This is a genomic window from Ruegeria meonggei (assembly GCF_900172215.1).
GTDB lineage: Bacteria > Pseudomonadota > Alphaproteobacteria > Rhodobacterales > Rhodobacteraceae > Ruegeria > Ruegeria meonggei.
In genome coordinates this window covers 91,758-108,215 of record NZ_FWFP01000006.1, presented here as the reverse complement: position 1 = coordinate 108,215, position 16,458 = coordinate 91,758, and the positions used below count along the sequence as shown (strand labels likewise).

The 16,458-nt window shown below is 59.2% G+C and carries 16 protein-coding genes; 6 read left to right on the top strand and 10 right to left on the bottom strand.

All coding sequences use genetic code 11. From position 1 onward, the window contains the following. Window positions 1-6: 6 nt before the first annotated feature. The 3 genes from RUM8411_RS11630 to trpS all read right to left on the bottom strand — a co-directional run bounded on the left by RUM8411_RS11630 (window position 7) and on the right by trpS (window position 2,478). The gene (locus tag RUM8411_RS11630; protein WP_085822882.1) at window positions 7-462 is read right to left on the bottom strand and encodes a universal stress protein; all 456 of its coding nucleotides are present in this window, start codon (window positions 460-462) and stop codon (window positions 7-9) included. Window positions 463-526: 64 nt separating this feature from the next. Then, a complete protein-coding gene (locus RUM8411_RS11625) occupies window positions 527-1,390 on the bottom strand; it encodes a branched-chain amino acid aminotransferase (RefSeq protein ID WP_085822881.1) in 864 nt (287 codons plus the stop codon). A 59-nt stretch (window positions 1,391-1,449) separates the two neighbouring features. Then, window positions 1,450-2,478, bottom strand: coding sequence for a tryptophan--tRNA ligase (gene trpS / locus RUM8411_RS11620; RefSeq protein WP_085822880.1), 1,029 nt, complete (start codon window positions 2,476-2,478; stop codon window positions 1,450-1,452). Window positions 2,479-2,564: 86 nt separating this feature from the next. Between trpS and RUM8411_RS11615 the strand changes: the two genes are divergently transcribed. After that, window positions 2,565-3,251 (top strand): rhomboid family intramembrane serine protease, encoded by a 687-nt coding sequence (locus RUM8411_RS11615; RefSeq protein ID WP_085822879.1) that lies wholly within the window; start codon window positions 2,565-2,567, stop codon window positions 3,249-3,251. On the opposite strand, the gene murJ is transcribed toward RUM8411_RS11615, so the two are convergent. Genes murJ through RUM8411_RS11600 form a run of 3 tightly spaced genes read right to left on the bottom strand, consistent with a single transcriptional unit; the run spans window position 3,252 to window position 8,741 of the window. Next, a complete protein-coding gene (murJ, locus tag RUM8411_RS11610) occupies window positions 3,252-4,793 on the bottom strand; it encodes a murein biosynthesis integral membrane protein MurJ (RefSeq protein WP_085822878.1) in 1,542 nt (513 codons plus the stop codon). It lies immediately after the preceding gene. After that, the gene (locus RUM8411_RS11605) at window positions 4,790-7,609 is read right to left on the bottom strand and encodes a [protein-PII] uridylyltransferase (RefSeq protein WP_085822877.1); all 2,820 of its coding nucleotides are present in this window, start codon (window positions 7,607-7,609) and stop codon (window positions 4,790-4,792) included. The genes murJ and RUM8411_RS11605 overlap by 4 nt, the downstream gene beginning before the upstream one ends. Beyond that, a complete protein-coding gene (locus RUM8411_RS11600) occupies window positions 7,569-8,741 on the bottom strand; it encodes a penicillin-binding protein activator (protein ID WP_085822876.1) in 1,173 nt (390 codons plus the stop codon). The genes RUM8411_RS11605 and RUM8411_RS11600 overlap by 41 nt, the downstream gene beginning before the upstream one ends. Before the next feature lie 87 nt (window positions 8,742-8,828). On the opposite strand from RUM8411_RS11600, the gene rsmI reads away from it, so the two are divergent. From rsmI to gshB, 3 genes are all read left to right on the top strand, one after another. Beyond that, window positions 8,829-9,686, top strand: coding sequence for a 16S rRNA (cytidine(1402)-2'-O)-methyltransferase (gene rsmI, locus RUM8411_RS11595; protein WP_085822875.1), 858 nt, complete (start codon window positions 8,829-8,831; stop codon window positions 9,684-9,686). Window position 9,687: 1 nt separating this feature from the next. After that, the gene (locus tag RUM8411_RS11590; RefSeq protein WP_085822874.1) at window positions 9,688-10,059 is read left to right on the top strand and encodes a YraN family protein; all 372 of its coding nucleotides are present in this window, start codon (window positions 9,688-9,690) and stop codon (window positions 10,057-10,059) included. 61 nt (window positions 10,060-10,120) lie between these two features. Continuing rightward, a complete protein-coding gene (gene gshB / locus RUM8411_RS11585) occupies window positions 10,121-11,053 on the top strand; it encodes a glutathione synthase (RefSeq protein WP_085822873.1) in 933 nt (310 codons plus the stop codon). Here gshB and RUM8411_RS11580 read toward each other — a convergent pair. From RUM8411_RS11580 to cobU, 4 genes are read right to left on the bottom strand one after another with little or no spacing between them, the layout of a single operon-like run. Next, complete coding sequence (locus RUM8411_RS11580; RefSeq protein ID WP_085822872.1) at window positions 11,050-12,564, bottom strand: YifB family Mg chelatase-like AAA ATPase; 1,515 nt, start codon at window positions 12,562-12,564, stop codon at window positions 11,050-11,052. The genes gshB and RUM8411_RS11580 overlap by 4 nt on opposite strands. A 45-nt stretch (window positions 12,565-12,609) precedes the next feature. After that, the gene (locus RUM8411_RS11575; protein ID WP_085823036.1) at window positions 12,610-13,494 is read right to left on the bottom strand and encodes a glutathione S-transferase; all 885 of its coding nucleotides are present in this window, start codon (window positions 13,492-13,494) and stop codon (window positions 12,610-12,612) included. Between the two features lie 58 nt (window positions 13,495-13,552). Then, entirely contained in the window at window positions 13,553-14,131 is a 579-nt protein-coding gene (locus RUM8411_RS11570) for a histidine phosphatase family protein (RefSeq protein ID WP_085822871.1), read from the bottom strand. Further along, window positions 14,128-14,649, bottom strand: a complete 522-nt coding sequence (gene cobU, locus RUM8411_RS11565; RefSeq protein WP_234995202.1) for a bifunctional adenosylcobinamide kinase/adenosylcobinamide-phosphate guanylyltransferase — start codon at window positions 14,647-14,649, stop codon at window positions 14,128-14,130. The genes RUM8411_RS11570 and cobU overlap by 4 nt, the downstream gene beginning before the upstream one ends. A 100-nt stretch (window positions 14,650-14,749) precedes the next feature. On the opposite strand from cobU, the gene RUM8411_RS11560 reads away from it, so the two are divergent. After that, window positions 14,750-15,628 carry an RNA polymerase factor sigma-32 gene (locus RUM8411_RS11560; protein ID WP_085822870.1) on the top strand — a complete coding sequence of 293 codons (879 nt, stop codon included), beginning with the start codon at window positions 14,750-14,752 and terminating at the stop codon, window positions 15,626-15,628. Then, the gene (locus RUM8411_RS11555; RefSeq protein WP_085822869.1) at window positions 15,625-16,440 is read left to right on the top strand and encodes a ChaN family lipoprotein; all 816 of its coding nucleotides are present in this window, start codon (window positions 15,625-15,627) and stop codon (window positions 16,438-16,440) included. Before RUM8411_RS11560 ends, RUM8411_RS11555 begins: the two co-directional genes overlap by 4 nt. Window positions 16,441-16,458 lie beyond the last annotated feature (18 nt).

The following is a 16,458-nucleotide window of genomic DNA, read 5'->3' as shown; positions in this document are numbered from 1 at the left end:
TGGGCCTCAGGTGATCGCTTCCAGTTTTTCCTTGCTCAGGTCGCCGGGCACGATGGTGATCGGAATGGGCAGGCTGCCCGAGTTCTTGGTCAGTTGCGTGACCAGAGGGCCGGGGCCTTTCTTGTCGGTGCCCGCACCCAGAACCAGCACGCCTATCTCAGACTCGGATTGAACATGTTCGATGATCTGCGCCACCGGCTCTCCTTCGCGGATCGCGAGTTCAGGGTCGACTCCCTGTTTGTCCCGCATCCATTTGGCGAAAACCTCATAATGGGCGTGGATACGCTCGCGCGCTTCTTCCCGCATCACTTCGGCCACGCCGATCCAGTGGTTGAACTCATCAGGTGGGATAACCGACAGAATCGCCACGCCGCCCCCGGTATGGGCTGCGCGCATGGCGGCAAAGCGCATTGCGTTCAGGCACTCACGACTGTCATCCAGAACAACCAGGAATTTGCGCATGGGGTTCCTCATTCATTTCGGGCGATCATGCCCGACCAAATGCGTGCTTGCAACAAGAGGGTGATCAACGCGTGGTGGTAGCCCAGTCCCAGTACAACTCGCGCGCTCGGCGCGCGACCGGGCCAACCTGATACCGCGTGTCTTCCAGCGCGGTAATCGGGGTGATCTTGCTCATGTTGCCGGTCATGAAGACCTCATCCGCTTTGTGGAAGTCTTCGAAACTGAGGATAGCTTCGTGTACAGTGACGCCGTCAGCACGCAGGTTCCGGATGTGACGGGCGCGGGTGATACCTGCCAGAAAGGTGCCGTTTGGCGTGGGTGTGAACACCTCGCCATCGCGGACCATAAAGATATTGGCGGTTGCGGTTTCAGCGACATGCCCCAACGCATCTGCCACCAGCGCGTTCGAGAACCCCTTGGCGCGCACCTCTTGCAACATCCGCGCATTGTTGGGGTAAAGACATCCTGCCTTGGCATTCACAACAGCGGACTCCAGCACTGGGCGACGGAATCGCGTGGTGCCCAGCGTGGCCGAGGCGGTCTCGGGCGCCATCGGAATTTCCTCAAGGCAGATCGCAAAGCCTGTGCTGTTTTCCTGTGGGACGATGGCGGTGGCGTCGCCGTCGATCCCCCAATACATCGGCCGGATGTAGACGGCCGATCCAATGTCGTAGGAATCTAGCCCTTCGCGGATGATCTCGACCATCTGCTCGGTTGTGACGGTTGGGGTCAGCATCAGCGCCTGGGCCGATCTGTTCACGCGGGCGCAATGAGCTGCCAGGTCCGGTGCCAGGCCATCGAAAAAGCGCGCACCGTCAAAGACCGAAGAACCCAGCCATGCGCCATGATCGGCAGCCCGCATGATCGGGGCGTCCCCGCTATGCCACTGCCCTTCGAAAAAGGTGCGGATGTTTTTGCCGACTGCCATGACGCCCTCCCAAGCATTTGCGCAAACCTAGGAAGGCGTCGCGGCAAGGTCCAGAGCAATCAGCCCAGTTTTGCGCCGACCATGCCCACGATGTCGTAGGTTTGTTGCAGGATCGGGGCCGCAATCGCGCGCGCCCTTTCCGCACCACGGGCAAGTATCCTGTCAATCTCGGCCTCTTCGCCCATCAGGCGGGACATTTCAGCCGAAATAGGCGACAGTTTTGAAACCGCCAGTTCTGCCAGCATCGGTTTGAATTCACCGAACTGTTTTCCGCCGACATCGGCCAAAACCTGTTCCACCGTCTGATCGCTGAGCGCCGCAAAGATGTTCACCAGATTGCGCGCGTCGGGACGATCCTCAAGACCTTCGATCTCCGAGGGCAAGGCCTCGGGGTCGGTCTTTGCCTTGCGGATTTTCTTGGCGATCGTGTCAGCATCATCGGTCATGTTAATGCGGCTCATGTCCGATGGGTCGGACTTGGACATTTTCTTTGACCCATCCCGCAAGCTCATGACCCGAGTTGCCGCACCTTCGATCACCGGTTCGGTTAGCGGAAAGAAGTCAACGCAATAGTCATGGTTAAACTTGGTCGCGATATCACGGGTCAGTTCCAGATGTTGCTTTTGATCATCACCCACAGGGACGTGTGTCGCGTGATACACGAGGATATCCGCGGCCATCAGCGCCGGGTAGGCAAACAGACCCAGCGAGGCGTTCTGCGCGTTCTTGCCAGCCTTATCCTTGAACTGTGTCATGCGCTGCATCCAGCCCAGTCGGGCGACGCAGTTGAATATCCACGCAAGTTGCGCGTGTTCAGGCACCTGGCTTTGGTTGAACAGGATCGACTTTTCCGGGTCCAGGCCAGACGCGATGTACCCTGCACACAGCTCGCGCGTGGCATGGCGTAATTCTTTTGGATCCTGCCAAACGGTGACCGCGTGCAGATCGACCATGCAATAGATCGTCTGATAATCGGACCCTTGCATCCGAACCCAGTTCCGCAAGGCACCCAAATAGTTGCCAAGGTGCAAATTGCCCGAGGGCTGCGCACCGGAAAACACGCGCGGCGTAAACTGGGTTTCGGTCATCGAAAGGAACTCCCGTCTGGAAAAATCAGCCTCCGTCGATTACCCATGGCGTCAAGGGACGTCAACAGCCGCGAAAGGCCCGCCCAATGAGCAGTGAGCATTATACACCCGCCGTGAACCCTCTGCCGCCCGTGGTGGTGGCGCTGGTTCTGTTCATAATGGGAATCGAGCTGGCTTTTACATTGGGGGCCCGAGGTCTGGTTGGCGGGCCGTCGGCGGTGGGGTGGCGACTGGATGCGTTGCAAAGTTATTCCTTCTCGCCTGATATCTTCGACTGGATGGTCGAAAACGGGCGCTGGTCGTTTGAACATGTCATTCGCTTTGTAACTTACCCGTTTGTATCCGGCACATTCACGCAGGCCATCTTCGTCTGCGTTTTCCTGGTGGCCATGGGCAAGATGGTGGCCGAGGTTTTTGGCGGTTTGCAGATGCTGGTGATCTTTGTGTTGTCCGGCGTAGGCGGTGCGCTGGCTTATGCGCTGCTGCTGGACCCGAATTATCCTCTGGTTGGAGGGTTCCCGCCCGTCTACGGCCTGATCGGCGCGTTCACCTGGTTGCTATGGCGTAAACTGTCATTGATCGGTGAAAACCAATCCCGCGCATTTGGTCTGATTGCGGCTTTGATGGGGATTCAACTGGTCTTTGGCCTGCTGTTTGGCGGCACGTCCGACTGGGTGGCTGATCTTGGCGGGTTTGCTACAGGCTTCGGGTTGTCATTCTTTCTGGCACCAGGTGGCTGGGCGCGCATTGTTCGACGCATTCGCCGCGATTGATCACGACCTGCGCAGGGCACGTTTGAATTCGGACAGCTCAAAAGCACCCAGAAGGTGGCCTAGGAAGAAATAAGTGGCAGCGGCAACTTTGATCAGGATGATCAGCGCCAGGTACCGCCACCCGGACAGCTCGAATGCCCAGCCAAACAGGTGAATAGCGACGTAAAGGACGACGCCCATCCCCAGTGACGCCACCACGATGCGCCACGCACGGCGTTTTAATCTGTCGTCGAACCGGGCCTCTTCGCCTATGCGGCGCGCGCCGAGGATCAACAGACCAACCATCGCCCATCCCGCGACCGAGGCCGCGATGGCGGGCGCGATCCAACCTACAATCGGATAAAGTCCAAAGGCCAGCCCGGCATTTATGATCATCCCAACCACAGCATAGTGGAACGGGGATCTTGTATCCTCGCGCGCGAAGAACAGCGGTTGCAGCAGTTTCTGCAACATAAAAGCGGGCAGGCCGACGCCATAAATCGCGACAGCCATGGCGGTGGCGGCCGTGTCTTCGGCGCTGAACTGTCCCCGCTCGAACAGGACCGAGACCATGGGCAACGGTAGAACCACGAAGGCCACCGTAGAAGGGATGGTCAGCAAAAGCGTGAACTCTCCGGCGCGGGAAAAGGCGTTCCGCGCACCGTCTTTGTCACCGGCACGCAGTCGCCGTGACAGGTCGGGCAGCAGGACAATGCCGACGGCGATGCCCACGACACCCAAAGGCAGTTGGTACAGACGGTCCGCTGCAAACAGCCAGCTGACGGCTTTTTCGGTTTTCGAAGCAACAAGTTGACCGACCACAAGGTTGATCTGCGTGACCCCCATGGCCAGTGCGGCGGGAACGGCGATACGCACCATATGGCGCATCTCGGGGTTCAGCTTGGGCAGGCCGGGCCGGATGCGAATACCCGCACGTTCGGTTGCGATCCAGACCAATGCAAGCTGCGCAATACCGGCCAAAGGGATGACTGTGATCAGCCAGCGGATCACTTCACCCCCTGACACCGCGCCTGCGATCAGGGCGGTGCATGCGAAGATGTTCAAAAGCACCGGCGCGGCAGCAGCCGCTGCAAACCGGCCCGTTGCATTCAACACCCCGGAAAAAAGCGCCGCCAGCGACATAAACAGGATGTAGGGAAACACCACATAGCTGTAATCGACGGCCAGATCGAACCTTTCGTCACCATAAAACCCTTCGGCCGTAGCCCAAACCAAAGCGGGCATGAACACCATGGCCAGACCGACCAGCCCCAGAACGGCTACCGCCAGCAGGTTAAAGGCATCTTGCGCAAAACCTTCGGCGTCTTCCTCACCTTCCAGCCGTTTCGAGAACATTGGTACAAAGGCTGCATTAAACGCGCCCTCGGCAAAGAACCGGCGGAACATGTTGGGCAGGCGGAAGGCGGCGACAAAAGCGTCCATCACCGGGCCCGGTCCGATATAGGCGGTCAGCAGGATTTCCCGCAAAAAGCCCAAGATACGGCTGGCCAAGGTCCAGAAGCCGACCGTGAACAGGCCTGAGAACAGCCGGATCTGTTTCATGATTCCGCGCGCTCTGCGCCCTCAGTAATGGCCTTGCGCAGCTTGGCCTCAAGCGCGCGTTGCTTGCTTTCCGAGTGGTATTTCAGCCCGAACATATCCTTGACGTAGAACGTATCGACCACTTGTTCGCCATAGGTGGCAATCACCGCGTTAGCGACATAGACATTTCCGGCGGCCAGAGTACGCGCCAGATCGTACAGCAGGCCGGGCCGGTCGCGGGTGTCGACCTCAATGATCGTGTAGATCTCGGACCCTTCATTGTCGAAGATGATATGGGTCGGCACGTTAAAGGCCCGTTCGCGTTTCTTGATCTTGTCACGCGATTTCAACGCGTCGCGTGCCACGACCTCACCCTTTAGCGTTTTGTGGATCATTTGCGTCAGACGGGGCAGGCGGCTGGCCTCGAACGGGTGGCCGTCGGCGTCCTGAATCCAAAACGCATCAGTCACGTATCCGTCCTTGGTGGTGTAACTGCGGGCATCGACCACGTTGGCGCCAACCAACGCCAGTGCGCCGGCGATGCGGGCAAAAATACCGGGATGATCGGCCATTGTGAAACAGGCTCGGGTCGCATCGCGATCTTCGTCCGGGTGCAGGCGGATTTCCATGGCTCCGGCATCGCCGCTGCAGTCCAGTTCCCGCAACATCTCAGCAAACTCAACATGGGTCGACAGGTTCAGGCCCTGCCAATAGGGGTCGTAATGCCGCCCAGTTTCAGTCTTGAGGTCTGCCTTGGACCAACCCTCCAGCTCTGTGCGCAGGGCTTTCTTGGCGCCTGCCCCGCGGTTGGCCCGGTTCAGGTCCTCCATCCCGGTTTCAAGGGCGCGCTTGGTTTCCGCATGCAAGGCACGCAGCAGGGTGGCTTTCCAGTTGTTCCACGTGTTTGGCCCCACGCCGCGAATATCGCAGACCGTCAACACTGTCAGTAGGTCCAGTCGTTTGACCGTTTTCACCGCTTTGGCAAAGTCCCGCACCGTGCGTGGGTCCGAGATATCGCGCTTTTGCGCCATATCCGACATCAGCAGGTGATAACGCACCAGCCATTCCACTGTTTCCGAATCCGCTTTGTTCAACCCCAGTCTAGGCGCTACCTTGCGGGCGATCTTCGCCCCCAGGATCGAGTGGTCCTCGGGTCGTCCCTTGGCGATGTCATGGATCAACAACGCGACATACAGAACCTTGCGGTTGACCCCTTCCTTCAGGATCGACGAGGCCAAAGGCAGCGATTCAACCAGCTCACCGCGCTCAATCTGGGCCAGGTTCACGATACACTGGATGGTGTGCTCGTCCACTGTATAGCTGTGATACATGTTGAACTGCATCATCGCGACGATGTGTTCGAATTCGGGCAGGAAGGCTGACAATACACCCAGTTCGTTCATCCGGCGCAGGGCGCGTTCCGGGTTGCCGTGTTTCAGCATCAGATCCAGGAAGATGCGCTGTGCTTCTTTGTTTTCGCGCATGTCATCGTCGATCAATGTCAGGTTGGCGCTGACCAGACGCATCGCGTCCGGATGGATCAGCATGCCTGTGCGCAGCCCTTCCTCGAACAGACGCAGCAGGTTCAGCTTATCAGATAGGAAGGTGTCGGGATCGGCCACATCCAGACGGCCATGCACGACCTTGTAACCCGCTTTGACCCGTGGACGGCGGCGAAAGATACGCTCTAGCAACGGTGCGCCTTTCATATGAGACGCCTCAAGTTTGGTCAGGAAAATGCGGGTCAATTCCCCGACGCGGGTCGCTTCGCGGAAATAGCGTTGCATAAAGACTTCAACGGCACGACGGCCCGCCCTGTCTTCGTAGCCCATGCGGGCCGCAACCTCGACCTGCATGTCAAAGGTCAGCTGTTCGGTGGCGCGGTTGGTTACTAGATGCAGATGTGATCGCACAGCCCAGAGGAAATCCTCGGCCTCGACAAAAGTGCTGAATTCCTCGGGCGTGAACAGGCCCAGCGGCACCAGTTCGGCCACGTCCTGGACGCCATAAATGTATTTCGCGATCCAATAGAGCGATTGAAGGTCGCGCAGCCCGCCTTTGCCTTCCTTGACATTGGGCTCGACCATGTAACGCTGACCCTGCTTGTGGTGGCGTTCGTCGCGTTCCTGAAGCTTGGCTTCGATGAACTGGCGCTCGCTGCCCTTGAACAGATCGGCCTTCAGGCGCGCGTCCAATTCGGCCGCGAGGTCAGTATCACCGGCCAGATAGCGCTGTTCCAGCATGGCGGTGCGGATGGTGAAGTCTTCGGCTCCTAGACGCAGGCAATCTTTAATAGTGCGCGATGAATGCCCCACCTTCAGCCGCAAATCCCACAGGATGTAGAGCATAGATTCGATCACACTCTCGGCCCAGGCGGTGATCTTGTAGGGGGTCAGAAACAGCAGGTCGACATCCGAGGCAGGCGCCATTTCACCGCGCCCATAGCCGCCCACGGCCAGCACCGCGATCTTTTCGCCCTGTGTTGGCGTGGCCAACGGGTGCAGATCCTGGCTGGCGACTTTCATTGCGGTGCAGACCAGCCCGTCTGTCAGATATGTATAGGAATGCGTCAAAGGCCGCGCGTCGAAGGGTCGGTTGGCAAAAGCAGCAGCAATCGCTTGCCGTCCGGCTTTTTGGGCATCCCGCAAAATGCGCACGGTTTCGCCACGCCGTGCGGCGTTGTCGGATGTGGTGTCGAAGGCCTCTGACAGTTTCGCCATGACGGCACCGCCGTCAAAGATTTCATCAGCCGGGCAGATCAGCTCACCCTTGCGGGTGAGCGTCAGTACCGGTTGATCAGAATCCAGCGCCAGAGAAGCTTTGTGGGGCAGGGTCAATCACTACTACCTGTTTATTCTGGATCGTGGCGACAGCCAGACCGCGTTCATTCGTACCGTTCGACCGCAGGCGGAAGATACCGCCTACACCCTGGAAACCGGCGTTCTGTGTCAAGGCAGCCGCAGTTAGCGCGTTGGACTTGCCCTGGCTCACTAACGCGGCGATGGCGGCGATACCGTCATAGGCCAGTCCGCTGATCGGATGCGGGGCTTCGCCGTAGGTATTGTTGTATCGTTGACGATAGGCCTGTGCCTTGGAAGGGTCCGGCAAAGCGAACCAGCCGCCCTGAACGCCCGGTAGTTCCAGCGTTTGTGATGGGATATCCCATCGTGTCAGGCCAATGTATTGCGTGTTTGTGGGGGAAACCCCCGCCTCGGGCAGCAGCTGAGAATACAGCGGCAGCGCTCCGGCGGTGGTTGCTGTCAGGAACAGCGAATCCGCCCCTGCCGCATCCACGGTCGCCTTGATGGTCGGGACCGAGTTGATGACGCCTTGCTGCGATCGGTCGTAGCCGACGGTCCCGGCATTGTTTACCCGGCTGCTGCTCAGCGCAGTTGCAATTGCGGATTGCCCCAGTTGACCGGCGGCATCGTTGCTGTGGACGATTACCATGCCGTTCTTGCCTTGCGACCCGGCAAAGCTGACCAGCCGGCCGGCCGTGTTGTTGAAAGTGGGGCCCAGCAAGAACACGTTGCCGCCCGCAATGCTGGTGTTGTTTGAAAAGGACAAAACGTTGACGTTGTTGTTCAATACCGCAAGACCGGCAGAGTTTGCCGCCTGTGCGTATACCGGGCCAATGATAATTTTTGCGCCGTCCGCTACCGCTTGTTGCGCCACACTTGCCGCAGTGTTTGAGCTGCCCCGCGTATCGTAGACACGCAAGTCAATCTTCACATTCTGAAGGTCGGCCATGGCCAGACGGGCTGCATTCTCAAGGCTGCGCGCCAGGGCTGCATCGCCGGAATTCGCCGACCCGGCGGGCACCAGCAGAGCAACAGGCACAGGTTCGGAGGTGTTGATCGACGGGCCTCCGCCCAGTCCGCCCGCGTCACACGCGGCCAGAAATGCGGCGGTGGCCAGGACAGCGGCGGATTTCGCCAGCTTGCGAACGGGCTTGCAAACGGTAAACATCTAAATGAAAACTCCCTGATCCGGCGGCTTGGGATGCTGCCATTCGTTGCGCCGCGATAATAAACGTCACGCTGTGAGGGTCCAGCTTTGAATTTCCAAAAAGTCAGATTGGGCGTCGGCCTGTATTTTGTTGCCACTCCGATCGGGGCCGCGCGCGATATCACGCTCAGGGCATTGGACGTGCTGGCCTCGGCCGATGTGATTGCGGCCGAAGACACCCGCAGCCTGCGGCGGTTGATGGAAATTCACGGTGTCCCTTTGGAAGGGCGGCGCATTCAGGCCTATCACGACCACAGCGGCGCTGGTGCTCGTGGTAAAATACTGGACGCGTTGCAACAGGGCAAATCGGTGGCCTACGCCTCCGAGGCGGGAATGCCGCTGATTGCCGATCCGGGCTATGATCTGGGGCGGCAGGCAGCAGAAGAGGGTCATATGGTGACCTGCGCGCCGGGCCCGTCTGCAGCGCTGATGGCGTTGACGTTGGCGGGGTTGCCGACAGATGCCTTCTTTTTTGCCGGCTTTCTGCCAAACGCATCCGGCGCACGTCGAACCCGGATCGAGGCGTTGCGTGAGGTCCCCGGTACACTGGTTTTCTACGAATCCCCCAAGCGTGTGGCGGCTTGCCTGTTTGACCTGTCTCAGGTTTTGGGCGATGACCGTCAGGCTGCGATGTGCCGTGAGTTGACCAAGAAGTTCGAAGAGGTTCGGCGCGGGACACTGGCAGATCTGGCCGCGGATCTCCGCGGGCAGACGGTTAAAGGTGAAATTGTTCTGCTGGTGGACCGGGGGCATTCGGAAACCGTTAACGAATCTGACATAGAAGAGGCGTTGAAACACGCGCTGGAGACTCATTCGGTGCGGGATGCGGCTGATCTGGTGTCTCAGATGTATAAGCTGCCGCGCCGCCCGATTTACCAACTGGCACTGAAGCTGGGAAAGGGATGACATGACGCCACGATCCGTTCGCAGTTCGGTGTCTTACCACGCCGGGCAGGCTGCGGAGCATCAAGTGGCCTCAGAATACGAACGGCGCGGGTATATTATTGTGCACCGCCGTTGGCGCGGGGTGGGTGGTGAAATTGATCTGATCGCTCGCAACGATGAGGGGCTTGTGTTCATAGAGGTCAAGAAAAGCACAAGTTTCGAGAAGGCTGCAGCCCGGATCAATCGCCGCCAGATGGACCGAATTTGTGCGTCTGCGGGACAGTTTCTGGAAAATGAACCAAATGGTCAGCTGACGAATGTGCGCTTTGACGCGGCCCTGGTCGACGCATCTTGCGCTGTTCAAATCATCGAGAACGCCTTTGATCAGGTCTGACCCCCATTGAACCCTTGGCCTCGCTGGGCCATGTATCTGGCGTGAAGCTAAGGGACACGCCATGAAAATCGCCTTTCAGATGGACCCGATCGGGGCCGTGGATATCAATGCCGACAGCTCTTTCCGTCTGGCCGAAGAGGCGCAGGCGCGCGGGCACACTCTGTTTTTCTACAGCCCCGACCAGCTGGCCTATCAGGAGGGGCGCATAACAGCCCGTGGTCACGACATGACGGTCCAGCGGGTGGTTGGAAACCCTGCGGAATTAGGCCCTGAGCGCGAAGTGGACCTGGCCGATTTTGACGTTGTCTGGCTACGTCAGGACCCGCCGTTTGACATGCACTACATCACATCGACGCACTTGCTGGACCGCCTCAAGGGGCAGGTGTTGGTGGTCAATGATCCGTTCTGGGTGCGAAATTACCCCGAGAAACTGTTGGTGCTGGACTTCCCCGACCTGACCCCGCCGACAACAATTGCGCGCGATCTTCAGACGATCAAAGTTTTCAAGGAAAAGCACGGCGATATCATTTTAAAGCCGCTTTACGGCAATGGTGGTGCCGGTGTGTTTCGGCTGGATGCCAATGACCGCAACCTGACATCTCTACACGAGCTGTTCGTCGGGTTTTCGCGAGAGCCGCTGATTGTGCAGAAGTTTCTGCCCGATGTCAGTAACGGCGACAAACGCGTGATTCTCGTCGACGGAGAGGCGGTCGGCGCGATCAACCGGGTTCCTGCAAAAGGAGAGACGCGGTCGAACATGCATGTGGGCGGGCGGCCCGAAAAAATCGGTCTGTCAGATCGGGACCTTGAGATATGTGCCGCAATCGGGCCTTTGCTGAAAGAAAAAGGCCAGGTTTTTGTCGGAATTGACGTGATCGGTGATTACCTGACCGAAATCAACGTCACCTCGCCAACCGGCATCCAAGAGCTGGAACGGTTTGATGGCGTCAACATTGCGGAGAAAATCTGGCAGGCGATTGAGGCCAAGATTTAAGACGCCGCGCTGCCGCTGATGCGAAAGCTCAGCGCTTCGGCGATATGGGGCCGCCGTACATCCGGGGCCCCCTCCAGATCAGCAATAGTGCGTGCCACCCGTAAAATGCGGTGAAAGGCACGTGCCGACAGGCCAAATTTCTCAGCAGCTTTCAACAACAGCTCTTTGCCTTCGAGATCAGGCGCGGCAATTTCTTCTAGCACTGACCCTTCGACATCCGCGTTTTGTCGAATAGCGGGCGTTTCGCGAAACCGTGCGGCCTGAATGGCACGGGCCTGTTCTACACGGTCGGCAACCATGGCCGAGCTGTCACCGGACGGTGGCAGGTCTAAGTCGGTGAACCCAACAGGGGGCACCTCGATCCGTAAATCGAATCGGTCCATCAACGGGCCAGAGATGCGGCCCAGATAGTCCTCTCCGCATACTGGCGCGCGCGAGCAGGCCCGGGCGGGATCCGTCAGATATCCGCATTTACAAGGGTTGGCTGCAGCCACCAGCATGAAACGGCAGGGGTATTTCACATGGGCATTGGCGCGGGCTACCATGACCTCACCGCTTTCAACCGGCTGGCGCAAGGTTTCAAGCACGGTGCGCGGGAATTCCGGAAATTCGTCCATGAACAAAACCCCGTTATGAGCCAGTGAAATCTCGCCCGGCTTGGCGCCTTTGCCACCGCCGACAATCGCTGCCATTGACGCCGTGTGATGCGGTTCGCGAAACGGACGACTGCGACTGATGCCGCCTTCATCCAGCAATCCACACAGGGATTGGATCATCGACGTCTCCAAGGCCTCGGTTGGCGTCAGTGGCGGCAAAATACCCAGCAAGCGCGCGGCCAGCATGGATTTGCCCGACCCCGGCGTGCCGATCATGATCAGGTGGTGGCGTCCTGCGGCGGCAATCTCCAGCGCGCGTTTGGCCCGTTCCTGCCCTTTCACGTCACGCAGGTCGCGGGCGCTGGGCGCCAGATTCACCTCGCCCGGCAGTGCCGCGGGCAAGGGTGACTGACCCGAAAAATGGCGCACCACATCGCCCAGTGACCCCGCTCCGATCACCTGTGTGGCATCGACCCAGGCGGCCTCGGCGCTGGAAGCACGGGGACAGAGCAGCGCGCGATCCTCGGTCGCGGCGGTCATGGCGGCGGGCAGCGCGCCAACCACAGGCACCAGAGAGCCATCCAGTGACAACTCACCCAGTGACACCGCCCCTTCGGCAGCGTCGGCTGGGATGATCTCCAACGCGGACAGCAGCGCGACGGCGATGGGCAGGTCGAAATGGCTGCCCTCTTTCGGCAGATCCGCAGGCGACAGGTTGATGGTGATCCGCTTTGAGGGCAGTGCGATGGCCATGGAACTGAGGGCGCTGCGGATGCGATCGCGGGCCTCGGACACGGCTTTGTCGGGCAGACCAACGATGGAAAAGGCAGGCAGGCCCGGTGAGACGGCGCATTGCACCTCAACCGGACGAGCTTCTACCCCTTGGAAAGCGACAGTATGAGCGCGAGCAACCATGAACGACCTTTTTGGTTAACAAGTCGTTGCTGCCACGGGTGCAGTTTAGGAATCGTTAACAGAGGCGCGCATGGCGGTGAATTTTGGCCACGCCTCGGGGTCTGCGACGGTTTTGTCGCGGCAAAACGGGTTGCAGAACCCCCAGATTTGTCCGTTCAGATCCAGAAAATCGGTGACCGGTTTGCCTGAATAGGGGCAAGTGGCGTTGATTGACGGCCCGGACTTCGCGGGGAAAGCTCCTGACGTTTCGCCGACGGGCCATTGGGCTGTTGGCAGTCCGGTTTCATAGGGGAACGGGTCGTATGATACGGTCAGTCCCATTGCACGCCACTGCCGGACGGATGGATCTGATAGCAACTCCAAGCAATAATCGCGATTGGCATCCGACACGGGCAAACCGTAGCCGATGATCCGAGCTGCGATCGGGGTATAGAACACATCGGCCAGCGAGTAGACACCAAACAGCGGTCCGGACGCCGCGCCGGAAACCTTGCGCGCATGCGCCCAGAGGTCCTCGATCCGGTGCAGATCAACTTGCGTCTCGACCGAGGGCGCAAACCCCTGCCAGCAGTGCTGGAGCTGCATCGCGCATTCCCCCCGCAGCGCGGTGAACCCAGCGACCATTTCAACGCAGAGCCAACGCGCCGTGGCGCGGGCGGAGGGGTCACCGGGCCATAGCCCGGCCTCCGGATGCCGCTCGGCCAGTGTTTCGGCCATGGCAAGGCTTTCCCCAACCACGGTGCCATCAGGCAGTCGCAAGGCCGGAACCAACCGGGCCGGGGCGAGGGGCTTCATATCGTCGGCCATCGTGCCGGAATACAGGCCGATCATGTGGCTTCGGTAAGGCAGGCCAAACTTTTCCAGCATCAGCCAACCGCGCAAGGACCAGCTGGAAAACAGGCGGTCTCCGATAAACAAATCATAAGTCATGCGCATAGGATGGCGCGGCCGGAACGGTCCGTAAATCAGTGATTTGTGCGAGGTGTGATCACGGACAGTGATTGATCCGCCCCACCGACCAGCGGTCGCCATGATGGGTGATATCGGTGACGGAAAGGTTGTCGATCCGATGGCTGAACGCCTCTTGCGCGTCCAGATTCAGCGCCCGCTGCACCTGCGTCAAAATCACGCCAAAATGGACCACGATGATCAGATCATGCCCGGCGTGGGCGGCAATCAGATCGTCGATCACAGCATCGACGCGGGTTCGAACCTGGTTCCAGCTTTCGCCGTTTGGCGGGCGCACGTCGCCCGGATTGTCCCAATAGGCAAAGGCCAGCTCGGGATCTTCTGCCTCGATCTCTTTAAAGCCGCGCAGCTCCCACGTGCCAAAGTGGATTTCCCGCAAATTTGCGTGATGGGGCAGGCGAAGGCGGCTTCCCTGAAGGGCCGAGGCTGTATCTGCAGCACGGGACAAATCGGATGAGACGACGATAGCCTGCGCTGGCAGGTGATCGTGCAGGCGGGCGATGGCGGCATGATCGCTGAGATCGGCAGGCAGGTCGGACCATCCAACCATGGTTTTGGCATGGGTCGGCCCGTGACGGACAAGATGCAGCCGAGTCATGGCAGTTGCCCTTTCAGAACCAGCGGCAACCCGGCGGTGACTTGAATGGCCAGATCAGCCTGCGCCGCCAGCGCGATATTCAGCCGGCCTTGTGCTTCGCGGAAACGGCGCGAGAGAGCGTTGTCCGGAACGATCCCATGACCAACTTCATTAGAGACGATGACAACAGGCGCGTGGCAGCTACGCAGCGCCTGCAACAAAGCGCTCTGCGCCTGATCCAGATCGTTTTCGGCCAACATATGATTGGTCAGCCACATGGTCGCACAGTCGATCAGGCAGATGTCGTTCGGGGTCAGGCGGGCCAAGTCGGGCCCAAGATCAAGAGGGGCTTCAATCGTTGTCCAATCCGCGCCGCGTTGGGCAAGGTGGCGCTGAACCTTCTGTTCCATCTCATCATCAAACACTTGTGATGTGGCGACGTATATCTTGTTTTTACCTTCTGAAACAACGACCTGCTCGGCAAATGCCGACTTGCCTGAGGCCGCCCCGCCCAACACAAAGGTTAAATCCGGATACACTGTTATTACCTTTCTGGTGATCCACCCGGTGTTGTTCTGCGTATCGACCATATGTCGGCAAGGCAAGCCCGACCCGCGCCTGTGAAAAGGGGAGATTTCCATGGCACTGGACACTGCGAAAGATTTCTCACTGTCTCGGCAGGCAATGAAAGCCGAACTGCTGGACGCTGAAACCGAACTGAAACTGGCATATGCGTGGCGTGACGACCGGGACGAACGGGCTCTGCATCGTCTCATTACGGCCTATATGCGACTGGCGATTTCGATGGCAGCCAAGTTCAAACGCTATGGCGCGCCGATGAATGACCTGATCCAGGAGGCTGGTCTGGGACTGATGAAAGCGGCGGACAAGTTTGATCCTGATCGTGGGGTGCGCTTTTCAACCTATGCTGTCTGGTGGATCAAGGCGAGCATTCAGGACTATGTCATGCGCAACTGGTCGATGGTGCGGACCGGCTCGACCTCTTCGCAAAAATCCCTCTTCTTCAACATGCGTCGGGTTCAGGCGCGGCTGGAACGCGAGGCCGCGTCCGATGGTATGGATCTGGACCGTCACCAGTTGCACCAGATGATTGCTGCTGAGATTGGTGTGCCTCTGCGGGATGTGGAAATGATGGAAGGTCGCCTGTCCGGCTCGGATTTCTCGCTGAATGCAGTGCAGTCGGCCGATGAAGACGGGCGTGAGTGGATCGATGCGCTTGAAGATGACCGCGAACAGGCTGCCGAGAGGGTGGAAAACAGCCATGACACCGAACAACTGCGCGACTGGCTGGTAACGGCCATGCAAGCGCTGAACGACCGCGAGCGGTTTATTGTGCGCGAGCGCAAGCTGCGCGAACCGGCGCGGACATTGGAAAGCCTTGGGCAAGAGCTGGGTCTGTCAAAAGAGCGAGTGCGACAGCTTGAGGCGGCAGCCTTCGGCAAAATGCGCAAGAACCTTGAAGCGCAATCGCGTGAGGTGCAACACTTCATCGCATGAAACACTTTGCGATTCTGCTTTGCGCTCTTGTGGTTATGGGCAAACCTGGCCAGGCCGACGATTTGATCCCTGATGATGTGGCAGAAGCCATGAAATCTGCTGATGTCGTGATCCTTGGGGAAATCCACGACAATCCTCAACACCATCTTGTGCAGAAAGACGCGTTGACGATTGTCTCTCCGTCCGCCGTGGTGTGGGAAATGGTGACCGAGGAAGGCGCGCAGCGACTGGCGCAAAAAGCCGCGTCCAACCCCGAAGAGCTGGCCAAAATCCTGAAATGGGCGGAAATGGGCTGGCCACCGCTGAGCATGTATTACCCGGTGTTTCAGGCCACCGATGCGCCGGTTTATGGCGCGATGGTCCCCCGCACAGCCGCTCGCGCTGCGATGGAGCGGGGTGCTGCAACTGCGCTTGGGGCCGATGCCGCCCGATATGGCCTGACCGTTCCGTTGCCCGCGGCTGAGCAATCCGCACGCGAGTCAGATCAGCTGGCCTCGCATTGCAATGCCATGCCCGAAAGCGCCTTGCCGCAACTGGTCGCTATTCAGCGCCTGCGCGATGCGGTGCTAACCCGGGCCGTTTTGCGCGCCTATGACGAGACCGGTGGACCGGTGGCGGTGATCACAGGCAATGGCCATGCCCGCAAAGACCGTGGTATCCCGACTTTTCTGTCCCGCCTGCGCCCCGGTCTGAAAGTATTTGTGCTGGGTCAATCGGAAGATGGCATCGTCCATGGTGAGTTTGATGCCGTTATCGATAGCCCCTCTGTCGAGCGTGAAGACCCCTGCCTGGCTTTTGAAACGCAGAATTAAGCGCTGGAACTGCCGGGC